Source organism: Ignavibacteriales bacterium, from assembly GCA_026390595.1.
Taxonomy (GTDB): Bacteria; Bacteroidota; Ignavibacteria; order UBA10030; family UBA10030; genus UBA9647.
The window spans coordinates 30,848-42,974 of sequence record JAPLFQ010000015.1 but is presented as its reverse complement, the minus strand read 5'-3'; the positions used below and the strand labels follow the sequence as shown (position 1 = coordinate 42,974).

General features: G+C 54.7%; 11 protein-coding genes. All 11 read right to left on the bottom strand.

What is annotated here, in order from left to right; translation table 11 throughout:
- The 11 genes from holA to fsa all read right to left on the bottom strand — a co-directional run bounded on the left by holA (position 1) and on the right by fsa (position 12,096).
- Positions 1-1,026 carry a DNA polymerase III subunit delta gene (gene holA / locus NTU47_06150; GenBank protein MCX6133379.1) on the bottom strand — a complete coding sequence of 342 codons (1,026 nt, stop codon included), beginning with the start codon at positions 1,024-1,026 and terminating at the stop codon, positions 1-3.
- A 90-nt stretch (positions 1,027-1,116) separates the two neighbouring features.
- Positions 1,117-1,683 (bottom strand): peptidylprolyl isomerase, encoded by a 567-nt coding sequence (locus NTU47_06145; GenBank protein ID MCX6133378.1) that lies wholly within the window; start codon positions 1,681-1,683, stop codon positions 1,117-1,119.
- A 9-nt stretch (positions 1,684-1,692) separates the two neighbouring features.
- A complete protein-coding gene (locus tag NTU47_06140; GenBank protein ID MCX6133377.1) occupies positions 1,693-2,505 on the bottom strand; it encodes an undecaprenyl-diphosphate phosphatase in 813 nt (270 codons plus the stop codon).
- Positions 2,506-2,519: 14 nt separating this feature from the next.
- Positions 2,520-3,230: a hypothetical protein gene (locus NTU47_06135; GenBank protein ID MCX6133376.1), complete on the bottom strand. Its 711-nt coding sequence runs from the start codon at positions 3,228-3,230 to the stop codon at positions 2,520-2,522.
- The gene (locus NTU47_06130) at positions 3,227-5,422 is read right to left on the bottom strand and encodes a bi-domain-containing oxidoreductase (protein MCX6133375.1); all 2,196 of its coding nucleotides are present in this window, start codon (positions 5,420-5,422) and stop codon (positions 3,227-3,229) included. Before NTU47_06130 ends, NTU47_06135 begins: the two co-directional genes overlap by 4 nt.
- Positions 5,423-5,424: 2 nt before the next feature.
- Positions 5,425-6,456, bottom strand: a complete 1,032-nt coding sequence (locus tag NTU47_06125; protein MCX6133374.1) for a lysylphosphatidylglycerol synthase transmembrane domain-containing protein — start codon at positions 6,454-6,456, stop codon at positions 5,425-5,427.
- A 16-nt stretch (positions 6,457-6,472) separates the two neighbouring features.
- Positions 6,473-7,108 carry an outer membrane lipoprotein chaperone LolA gene (gene lolA, locus NTU47_06120; GenBank protein ID MCX6133373.1) on the bottom strand — a complete coding sequence of 212 codons (636 nt, stop codon included), beginning with the start codon at positions 7,106-7,108 and terminating at the stop codon, positions 6,473-6,475.
- Positions 7,108-9,537, bottom strand: coding sequence for a DNA translocase FtsK 4TM domain-containing protein (locus NTU47_06115; GenBank protein ID MCX6133372.1), 2,430 nt, complete (start codon positions 9,535-9,537; stop codon positions 7,108-7,110). Before NTU47_06115 ends, lolA begins: the two co-directional genes overlap by 1 nt.
- Before the next feature lie 16 nt (positions 9,538-9,553).
- Complete coding sequence (locus NTU47_06110; protein MCX6133371.1) at positions 9,554-10,342, bottom strand: 2-phosphosulfolactate phosphatase; 789 nt, start codon at positions 10,340-10,342, stop codon at positions 9,554-9,556.
- Positions 10,343-10,363: 21 nt separating this feature from the next.
- Positions 10,364-11,446 (bottom strand): glycine cleavage system aminomethyltransferase GcvT, encoded by a 1,083-nt coding sequence (gene gcvT / locus NTU47_06105; protein ID MCX6133370.1) that lies wholly within the window; start codon positions 11,444-11,446, stop codon positions 10,364-10,366.
- 2 nt (positions 11,447-11,448) lie between these two features.
- Positions 11,449-12,096, bottom strand: a complete 648-nt coding sequence (fsa, locus tag NTU47_06100) for a fructose-6-phosphate aldolase (protein MCX6133369.1) — start codon at positions 12,094-12,096, stop codon at positions 11,449-11,451.
- Positions 12,097-12,127 lie beyond the last annotated feature (31 nt).

Here is a 12,127-nt window from a genome sequence, read left to right as displayed (position 1 = left end):
TCAGAGCAGGTTGCCGACAGGCTCAGTGGAGCGGTGCATCAGCGAGAGGACGAGAAGATCGAGGACCAGATGAGGATCACGCGATGTCGATTTCATCACTGTGTCGGCTTCGAGCAGCGCTTTGAAGTTCTGCTCGATCTGGTCAACGTCGAAGTTGGATCGGAACTCAATATACTGCTTGACATAGTAGGGCGGCACACCGATTTCACGCGCGATCTCCTGCTCGCCCATTCTCCGGGCCTTCATATCTGAGAGCTTCCACAGCTGAGTGAAGAACCGTGTCAGCATCACAATGATCATCAGGGGCGCCTGGCCGGCTTCGAGCATCCGTTCAAGAATCCTGATGGATTCCTTTGCATCCTTCCGCCCGATCGCGTTCTGGAGTTCGAAGATCGTGTACCCTTTTGTCGCTCCGACGACCGCCGCGATATCCTCGACGTTTACCTTTTTCCGGTCACCGATGAAAACAAAGAGCTTGTCGATCTCGTTCTGAAGGGATCTGAGAGAATTCCCCACATAAGCCTGCATGAGGCGGCACGCCTCGGCATTTGCCTCTCTTCCCTGACGTTTGATGCGTTCAGCGATCCAGGCAGGCACCTGGTTGTCGTAGAGAGGCTTACATTCAATCACTTCCGCCCTCTTCTTGAGATCCGTGAAGGGCTTCTTGCGAAAATCCGGGGCGATCGAGACAAGCACGAGCACTGTCGATTCGAGCGGATTGTTCACGTAGGCTGAAACGATTTCCTTCGCGATCTCTGTGGTCGCGAGTTTTTCAAACTCCTTTACAACAACCACGCGTTTCGCGCTCATCATCGGGAACGATGTCGCATGCGCCACAACGTCCTTCGCCTCGGCTTTGCTGCCATAGACTACGTCGAGATTGAAGCCCTTCGTCCCTTCGTCGAGTGCTTTCGAGACGATCAGCTGTATTCCTTCATCAATGAGAAGGTCTTCTTCTCCATGAAAGAGATAGATCGGCGCAAAGTGGTCCGACTTGAACGATTGTAGGAATTCAGCGTAGGTCATCAAGGTTCTTCGAAAAACTCCACGGTTCATTGGTGAGTGGTTCGATGGTTGTTGAACCAATCACCATTTAACCAATTAACCAAATGCCATTTACTTCACAATGGTCACTTTCTTCATCACCACATCCACTTTCGGCTTTCCGTCATTCGGACCCATCTGCGGAGTGATCTCGACAGCGGCGATGGAATCGACGACGTCCAACCCCTTCGTGACTTTCCCGAAAATCGTATAGTTCTTCGGCATACCAGGAATGTCGCGCAGCATGATAAAAAACTGGCTCGTATTCGTGTTGGGGCCGCGGTTGGCCATAGCGAGCGTTCCGCGGACATACCCGGCCTGATAGGAGGGCGTCGAAGGATTCAATTCATCCTCGAATTCCTTCCCGTAGATACTCTTCCCTCCAGTCCCCGTTCCGGTTGGGTCACCCCCCTGGATGACGAACCCTTTGGAAATCCGGTGGAAAATAATCCCGTTGAAGTAACCCTTCTCGGCAAGGCCAGTGAAATTGGCTACGGTCTTTGGGGCGTCTGATTGAAACAGTTCGATTTCAATCGTCCCCTTCGAGGTCTCAAGTGTGGCATTCACGGTTTTCTTCTGGCACCCTTCAGTTATGATTATGAGAAAAAGAATGAGCAGCACTATAAGTGATCGTTTCATTGATTCCTTTCACGAAATGAAAAGAATGCCTGCGATGCCGGCGACAAAGCAATAGAACGCGAACCAGCTGAATCGGCCCCGCTCGATGATGCGAAGCAGGAGCTTGATCGAGACATATCCCATGATTGCTGCGGCAACAACTCCCACGATGAACGGGCCAAATCCGATTTCGGCCCCCTGGTGGACGATTGTCTTCGTTTCCAGCAATGCCGCCCCCGCAATAACGGGAACAGAAAGGAGAAAAGAAAATCGTGCGGCAAGCGCGGGGGGAATGTGAAGGAACAATGCGGTGCTGATCGTCGATCCTGAACGTGATATTCCGGGCAGGATCGCCACCGATTGCGCGATACCAATAATAAATCCAGACACGGCTCCCACGCGCTTACCCTCGAGTGCCACCGGAAACCGGGTCAGGAACAAGAACAAACCCGTCACGACGAGGTTGACCGACACCAGCTTCGGATCGCGAAACGCCTCAGCAATCTGATCGTGGAATATCAACCCGACAACCGCCGCCGGCACCGAAGCGATGATGATTGCCGTGCCCAGGCGGAAGTACTCGTTCGTCGCATACGCCGCCTTCCAGGTCTGTGTCCGGGCAGCTTCCAAGAACGACCTGAAAATGTGACCGATGTCCTTTCGGAAAATGATGCACACTGAAATGAGCGTTCCGAAATGCACGAAGACGTCAAACGAAAGCATCTCCGGATTGCTGACGTTGAGGAGCTGCTTGAAGAATACCAGATGGCCAGAACTGCTCACAGGGAGGAACTCTGTGAGACCCTGAAGCAATCCAAGTATGGCAGCCTGCAAAATGGACATTGGCGAACGATAGTTTAAAAGAGTTGAAACGTGACGCCGAATTTCACTCCGGCATTGAAAAAATTCATCTTCGGAAGATCCGGACCACTCCGCGCAACCTGGGATGCCCCGGCACTGCGCGACAACGCGCCAAGAAAATCCCACCGCAGATCAATCCCGATGCTCCCATAGAATGTATCATCGAATTTCGTATTCCCGACGGCGTCGATCTTGAAACCGGGCCCGCTGATGCGAAACGTCTCACCTGCACCGATCAGCGGGAATGACTGATCGAACTTCGCGAAATGGTAGCCGGCGCCGCCCCCGAACTTCAGCCTGAACCCGTCACCGAACACCAGGTAGTGGAGAAGCACCGAAGGCATATGGACTTCATACGCAATCTCCGTCCGCGCATACGCCGATCGACTGTCGATGGAGTACGACTTTAGAAGCATGCTGTATTCGATTCCAACACTCCAATCACGCGAGACCTGGAGCTCGGGAATCACATAGAATTCAGCGGCCGAATTGAACTGATCAACCCTCTGATCGAGTGGCGGCTGCGCCAGAGCATTGATGTAGTTGGCAAGCAGCGGAGTCGAATGAACGGCGATGCCGAGCCCTGCGGTGACATCGAAGAACCGATTGGCATTCTGAAGCGGCGACTGTTGTGCGCTCGATGACTGAAGAAAACCGCCGAAGAACAGCACGAAGGCGTATCCGGCTGAAACCTTCCCTGGTCTCACAGGGAAACCGGCACTCCGACTTGCAGCGATTCCATAATCTTGAATGTCGCCTGCGTCGTCGCAATGAGACTCTGCAGTGGAATTGGCGAAGGCTTTCCCTCCTCGATTGCCGTCAAGAACTCGCGCACTTCAGCGCGATGACCTTTGTCGACACTGGAGAGCTTGAACTCACGCTTCTTCCCGTTTTGATAAAGCGAAAGGCGCTGGAAATTATCGATCACGGCAGTCCTTCCGGTCGACGAGATTTCCAATCGCTCCTTCGGGAGAGAAGCATCCCCGTTTGCCAGATAGGTGATGGTTCCGACGGAGCCGTCCTGGAATTTGACCGTGATGAGTACTGAATCATCATCCGACGCACCGCCGGATGCCGCGGAGAGCGATTCCGCAAAAACCTTGACGGGCTGAGATGATGTGATGTACTGCATCAAATCGACAAAATGGCAGACTTCGCCGATGATCCTTCCGCCCCCTTCAGCCGAATCCCGCGTCCAATGACTCTTCGGAACGAATCCGGCGCTCACCCGGTACTGCATCACATACGGGCCCACTGCGTTTTCGAAAAACCTCCTGGCGTGCACCACCTGAGGGGCAAATCTGCGGTTGAAGCCGACCATCAGCAACGGCTCCTTGCCGGCAGCGGAGGCCGATTCGCAAGCATTCTGGATTTCCCTGAGTTCGGAGGCATTCAACGCGAGGGGTTTTTCCACAAAGACGCTCTTCCCCGACTTGAGTGCATCCACCGTGAGCGACGCGTGCAGGTTGTGGCGTGTCGCGATAAAGACCGTATTAATCGATTCATTCTTGAACACTTCAGAGGGGTCACTGGTGGCGTTTTCGAAACCAAACGTCCGCGCAACGTTCGTGGCATTGAGACCATTCCCGTTGCAGACTGTCACGAGCGACGTCGTCTGCGATCGTCCGATGTGCGGGAGGAGGAAGCCTTGTGCGAAACTTCCGGCTCCGATGAATCCCACACGACTCACCTTGGGACCCACTTCGGCCTTTTTTGTTGAAACCTTCACTGAGCGGGGCAGCTGCTCGAAGACTTCCGCGTCTGATTTTTCATAGTCGAGCAGGACACCGATGAAGTGTTCATGCTTCTTCGACGATACGCTCGTAATCAACGCATATGCGGCCTGGGCTTCGTCAAGCGGGAACCGGTGTGTCGTCAGGTGGTGAAGATCGACCTGACCAGTCGAGAGAAGCCGGAGGAATTCGAGCATGTTGCGGTTTTCGCTCCACCGCACGTATGACGCCGGATAGTCTTTCCCTCGCTCTTCGTATTCGGGATCATATCGGCCAGGGCCGAGCGACCGCGACAATCTGAAATCAAGCTCTTTCATGTAGTACGGAGCCCTGGGAAGTGTCAACCCCACATCTCCCACCAACACGACCCGCCCCTTCTCCCGGCACAGTTCACCGGCCAATTCCACGGTGTCATTGCTTTGCGTCGCCGCGGTGATAATCACCGCGTCAGCTCCCAGCCCCTTGGTGGCCGATCGGACGACATTCTTCACATCGCCGGTATCACGACGAACTGCGACATCAGCACCACTCAGCCTGGCGAGTTTGACCGAGGTATCGTCCAGGTCGATTCCGACCACAATACATCCATTTGCTTTCAGCATCTGAATCGTCAACTGGCCAAGAAGGCCAAGACCGATGACCACAACGGTTTCCCCGAGCGTCGGATTGACCTGCCGGATTCCCTGGAGGGCGATCGACCCGAGAGTCGTGTATGCCGCATCGTCAAGTTTAACTCCCTTCGGGATCCTGGCGCACAAATGCATCGGGACTACCACGTACTCGGCATGGTTCGCGTAGTTCGCCCCGGCACACGCGACAAAGTCACCCGCTTTCACCGGCAACTCCTTCCCCCCTGCGGCAACAACCTCACCCGCGACGCTGTAGCCGATCGGTGCAGTCGATTCAAGTTTGGTCTGCACCCGGCGATACGTGCTGATGAGTCCGTATTGCCTCACCTGATCCAGAACCAACCGGACGAGTTCGGGCTGCGCTTTCGCCCTTTGGAGCAGCGAGGCCTTGCGTTGGTTGATGCCCGCCCGTTCCGTTCCGGCGCTGATGAGCGAACAGTGCGTTCTGACAAGCACGAAACCGGGCTTCAATGCCGGAATCGGCACCTCCTCCACACGCACATCGCCTGTTTTGTTGTGTTGCGTCACTTGTTTCATATTCAAACCATCTCGTTGTCGGAAGTTCCGTTGACCACCTCGGAAATGTGCAGGTGGTCTTTGAAGAAGTAGTAGAGTCCCACCACCGTCGTGATGATGTACCCCATTTCGTGAGTAATAATCGAATAGCTGAGCGCCGTTACATTGTCGACACCGTAGAGGCGGACCAAGGCAAAAGAAAGAAATTGATGATACGTCCCCAGAGCCCCGGGGGCAGGGAACGCGAAGGCGATCGTGGAAATCGTCAGCAGAATAACGGAAGCGCCGAAGTCCAGGTTGTGTCCTGCCATGGTGTGGAATGCATAGAAGGGAACGTAGAGACTCAGCGCATAGAAAAAGTAGATCAGGAGACTTAGCACCACGATCATGGGGTATTGTTTCCGCATCTTGGAAACCGCAAACCCGCTGAGAAACGAATCAAGGAGCGACTGGTATTTGGCCTCCAGCCGCTTCGGAATGAATCGTTTGAGAAAGCTCAGAAGCCGGAAGAGCGATTCTGCCTTGAAGAAGAGAACAACGAAGAAGACCAGGAATCCGATGGATCCGATGAAGAAAAACGGCCTGACGGCATTCACGTTGCTGAAGAATGGATCCAGAGAACCAGGATACAGGAAAAGCATCAGGCAGAGGATGAAGAGAAAAACGACCATGTCGATGATTCGTTCGATCACGACAGTCCCGAACGCTGAACTTTTCGAGATATTTTCAGACTTGCCGATCGCAAACGGGCGCGTCACCTCGCCGACGCGGGGAAGCAGGTTATTCACCATGAAACCGATCATGACGGCTGAAAACAGGTTCCGGGTCGGGATGTTCTCCTTGATCGGGGCAAGGAGGTACGCCCAGCGCACCGCCCGCAACCAGTGACTGATGACCACAATAGGAACGAGGAGCGCAACCCAGACATAATCGACGTCCTGGAGAGAGGCCCATAACTCCTTGATACTCACACCGCGAAACGCGAGGAACAGAAAGAGGCCGGCGAGGAGAAACCCCAGGGCAGTCTGAAGGACTTTCTTGAGTCGTGATGGCATGAGGGATGATGGATGGTTAACGCAAGTCGACGACTTCTGTGCCCTGCGGGGCTGTGAACGCGAACGTGGTGTCCTTCAGGTTCGTATTGATCTTGATTTCCTGGACCGTGTAGATCTTTTCCGTGTCATTGACGTCGAGCATTTCGACTTTCTTGACAACCCACGAACCTTCGTCCACCCAGACCTTCATCGACTTGATGAAGGACTGATCGTCCTTCGGAACAAGCTTCAGCATGATCGTCGACTTCTCTGAACCGGCCTCGGGCTGAACAAGGGTCACGTAATAATTCGACGGAAGATTCAGAAGAAACTGTTCGGGCGTGAACGAGTCGCCTGTTTCTTTGTACCGGTCGATGAGGACCTGCTTGTTGACCGGCGAGAACGACCACACCGTCGTGCCGTCGGTGACGAGCGTCTGGTACTCTGTTTCGACGCGGTACCGGTGCGGCTTCTTCATCTTGAGCGTTCCCGAAAAGCTCTGCTCGATCTTCGAGAACCCGAATTTCACGTGCTGAGTGAACCGGGCAGTCGCGTCCTGTATCGACTCGTATTTCTTCTGCATCCGGTCGGTGACTTCTTTGACGGTGTATTCCTTCTGCTGACCCAGGGCAATTCCGCTGAACACCAACAGCCCAAACACAACACTTCGCATCACAGACTCCTCAAAATAATATCCAGTTCAGCATCAGTCTCCACGAGCACCTCGCGCGCCTTGCTGCCGTCGAACGGTCCGACGATGCCCGCCGCTTCCAGTTCGTCGATGAGCCGGGCGGCCCGCGAATAGCCGACCTTCAGCCGCCGCTGCAAAAGTGAGACCGATCCCTGCTGATGCCGCACGATGATCTTCGCGGCTTCTTCAAACAACTCATCGGTCGATCCACCGCCAGCTGCACTGCTCGCCTTCTTCTTCTCGAAGACGGAAGGAAGCATGGTTGGATGACTGTATCCCTTTTGTTTCGAGATGTGCTGAACGACCCTCTCCACTTCGTCAGCGGAGATGAACGCGTTCTGCACTCGAATTGGTTTCGGGCTCCCGGCGGCGAGGTACAGCATGTCGCCGTTCCCAAGCAGCTGATCCGCCCCATTCATGTCGAGAATGGTGCGGGAATCGATTTTCGACGCCACCTGGTATGCGACGCGCGCAGAGAAATTCGCCTTGATCACGCCGGTGATGACGTCCACCGATGGTCTCTGGGTGGCCAGGACGAGATGGATACCGACAGCCCGCGCAAGCTGCGCGAGGCGCGCGATCGGCTCTTCAACTTCTTTTGCCGCCGTGATCATCAGGTCGGCAAGTTCGTCAACCACAATTACGAGGTACGGAAGCTTCCTGTGCTTGATGGTTTCGGTGTCATGCAGACGGCCCGATTTCAGCCTTTCGTTGTAGTCCGCGATATTCCGCACGCCGGCCGCAGCGAGGCGGTCATACCGGTTCTCCATCTCGATTTCGACGCTCTTGAGCACGAGCACCGCGTTCCCCGGGGTGGTAACGATTTCTTCATCGATATCGGGGCACACAGCGAGAAAATGCTTGTTCAACTTTCCATATTGCGACAGCTCGATCTTCTTCGGATCGATGATAATGAACTTGACGTCGCTCGGATGGAGCCTGTAGATCAGGCTCGTGATAATCGTGTTGATACCGACGCTCTTTCCCGATCCCGTCGCTCCGGCGATGAGGAGGTGAGGCATCTTGGCCAGATCGTCCACGCAGGCTTCGCCGGTGATCGTCTTCCCGAGCGCGAGCGGCAGAGCGCCTTTGAAATCCCGGAACTTGGAGGAATTGATGATCCCGCGGAGCGTTACCAGTGCGGGATTGTGGTTCGGAATCTCAACACCCACAGTCCCCTTTCCAGGGATCGGAGCGATGATGCGGATGCCTCGGGCTTTGAGAGCGAGGGCGATGTCGTCCTGGAGGCTTTCGATTCTGCTGATCTTGACTCCGGTCGCAGGCACGATTTCATAGAGCGTCACCACCGGGCCGGGCGTCACAGAGACGCTTTCGATTTCGACACCAAAATCCGCCAGCTTTGACCGCAGGAGCTCTGCATTCGCCTTCAGCTCTTCTTCGTCCACTTCTTCTGACGTTCGTGCGATATCGAGCAGCTCGACTGAGGGGAATATGTAGTCTATCTCTTCTTCTTCGACGTCTTCTGCAGCCGGCCGCTCATCGAAGTTCACTTCTTCTTCCTTCACCGGCGCGTTGATATCCAGAGGCAAGTCGCCTTCGGGCTCACGCGGTGCCGGATCTTCGTCCGCTTCCTCGTGGAGAACGGGAGGCTGAACTTCCGGCCGCTCTTCCCTCACCGGGGGTTTCCGCATGATCGGCGGGGGCGGCACATGTTCCTGAGCATCGCGTTTGATTTCGACGGATCGTCGAGGGGCCGGGGATTCTGCTTCTTTCGCCGCTTCGAGCTTCGACTCTGACCTCTTCCTGCGGATCCACGCCATCAACCGGGCCAGCAATTCCTGCAATCGTTCATAGGTTTGCTGGATATCAAGATCAACCAGAAGGGTCAAGACGACGGCGAGAAGTCCCAGAAGAAGCAAGAAGCTTCCCACCAAGCCGATCAGCTTATACAGCGTATTCGCGGCAAAGTCCCCGACAGTACCGCTCCATTCCATCGCGAGTATCGGGACATCGCCGATGAGCCGCATCGAGCCCATCAGGGCTGAAAACAGAAGCGCAATGGCAACAACGTAGTTGGTGGCGAGGATGAGTTTGTGCAGCTCCTTCTTCCGCAGCAAATACCATGACCACGCCAGCCCGAGGAACGGGAGCGCGATGATGCCGTACCCGATAGTTGAGTTGATGAACCAGTTCGAGAGTATAGCACCGAGCAAGCCAAGGAGATTCTGCGTCCTGTCGGCCTTCGCCTGGAGCGCCTCGTCCGGAGTCAGCACTTTCCAAAGGTCCACGATACGCACCTGCCCGTTGGACTGATCGGCGGGAGTGTACGACACAAGGCTCAGCAAAAGCATGAAGGAAAAGAGAATCCCGAGGAACGACCAGATCTGTCGTCGCCGATCGGGGTTCTTTTTCTTCTGTGCGTCTTTGGGTTGGTTGGTTGGTTCGGCCATAGTGTTCAGATGCAGCTCACGAGCCCGGTTTAGCGTTTGCCGGGTTCTCACCGTCGGCGTGGCGCGGTTCCTCGCGCTTGAGTTTGATCACGTTCCCGCTGAGAATCGGAAGAATCGCATACGAGTCAACGGCAGCAGCGATCTTGATGTCTTCCAGGAAGCCGATTTCTGTGAGATACCGGCCGTGTTCGGTGTTCTTCATCATCTTAAGCAGCGACCGGCCATAGGTCTTGTAGAGCGATTGGGAAGCAAGAGCGGAATCCGTCAGTTCCACCGCCAGTTCCTTGGCCGCGGCAAGCTTGTGTACAATCATTCCCGCACAGACGGCATCCTCCAGGCTGAAATTGCTGAACGCATTTGCCCGCCCGGCGCAGATGAGAACAAAATCCTGCTTGATTTCCTTGATGAAGTCGATCACTTTGGAGATATTCACGAACGTCCCGATGGCCAGGTTCTGGGCGAACCGGCTCTTATACATCGCCACCGACCCGTTCGTCGTGCAGAAAATGATGGACTTCCCTTTCACGGTCGCTTCGGTATACTCGAGAGGAGAGTTTCCGAGGTTGAAGCCCTGGATGGTCTTCCCATTCCGTTCGCCCCCGCGCAGTGTCACATCCCCAAAAAGGCTCCCCGAAATCTTGACGGCGTTTTCGATACTCTCGACCGGGATGATCTCCCGGGCGCCGTTGTTTAGTGCCACCGCGATCGTGGTGCTTGAACGCAGCACATCAATCACGATGATGTTTTTTCCCCGAAGCTCCAGTTCGTCAAGCTCAAAAGGATCAAATCGAACGTCTAGTCTCATGCGATAACAACCTGTCTGATTTTACTTTTGGATAAACGGCAGAGTCACGATCGATGCCCCGACTTCCTTGCCGCGTATGAGCACCGCTATGGAGTTCCCCGGATTGCCGGATCCTGCGGCAACGTACCCAAGCCCGATCGCTCGCTCGAGAGTAGGAGAGAACGTGCCGCTCGTGACATGTCCAATCTCGACGCCGCTTGATGAGAGCGGATAGCCGTGCCGGGCAACCGCTTTTTCGGAGAGATTGAATCCGACGAGTGATCGTTTCAACCCTTCCTGTTTCACCTTCGCGATCGCCGGCTTTCCCACGAAGTCTCCCTTGCTCAGTTTGGTGATCCATCCCAGTCCGGCTTCCAGGGGATTCGTGGTCTGATCGATGTCGTTGCCGTATAGACAATATCCCATTTCCAACCGCAATGTATCGCGCGCACCGAGGCCAATCGGCTTGATACCAAACTCTTTCCCCGCCTCGAATACTGCATCCCAGACTTTTTTCCCGACGGCAAAATCAGAGTCAAAGTAGAGCTCGAAGCCAAGCTCACCCGTGTAGCCCGTCCTAGAAATTATCATGTCGACGCCGGCCAGCGTGCCGCGTACGAAATGATAGTATTCAATGGGCGAGAGGTTGACGCCCGTAAGTTTCTGCAGTGTCGTGAGCGAGTGCGGTCCCTGGACAGCCAGCAGAGAAAACGATGCGCTGCGGTCCTGCAGATCGACATCGCCACTCAGATGCGACTTCAACCAGTCAAAGTCCTTCTGCGTGTTGGAGGCGTTCACCACAAGCATGTAGTGATCACCACAGTGATAGACCAGCAGATCGTCGACGATTCCGCCATCGTCGTAACAAAGCGCCGAATACTGGACGCGTCCTTCAAAGAGCTTCGAGACATCGTTGATTGTCATCCGCTGCAGGAAGGCAGCCGCGTCCTTGCCGCGGACAATGAATTCACCCATATGTGTGACATCAAAGATGCCGACATTGTTCCGTACCGCAAGGTGTTCATCGATGATGCCGCTGTACTGTACGGGCATTTCAAACCCGGCAAAGTCGACCAATTTCGCGCCGAGCGACCGGTGGATATCTGTAAAAGCAGTCTTCTTCATGGCTATTTCTTCTGGCTCTTGTTCCAATCCTCCAGGAACTTCTGGAGTCCGGAGTCCGTGAGGGGATGTTTGATGAGTTGCTCGATGACTTTGAACGGAATCGTGCAAATGTCCGCTCCGATCATTGCCGCTTCGACAACGTGAAGCGGATGGCGCACGCTCGCGACGAGCACTTGCGTTTCAAAGTGATAGTTGCGATAAATTGTCACGATCTGACGGATGAGGTCCATCCCGTTGTGACTGATATCGTCAAGGCGACCTATAAAAGGGCTTATGAAATATGCCCCGGCTTTTGCTGCGACAAGCGCCTGCGTCGGAGAGAAACAAAGAGTCACATTCGTCCGGATACCTTCGCCCTTTAAGGCCTTGACTGCCTTGATCCCGTCCTTAATCAGGGGCACCTTCACAACGATATTCTTGTGAATCTTGGAGAGATCACGCCCTTCCTTCATCATTCCGTCAAAATCTGTCGAGACCACCTCTGCACTGATCGGCCCGTCGACGATGCTGCAGATCTCCTCCAGCAGCTTTCGAAAATCCTTCCCCTCTTTTGCGACAAGGCTCGGATTGGTGGTGACACCATCCAGCACTCCCATGCTCGCTGCTTCCCTGATCTCTGCTATGTTCGCGGTGTCGATGAAGAACTTCATGAGCGATTCCTCCAAATAATGCCGTTACCTC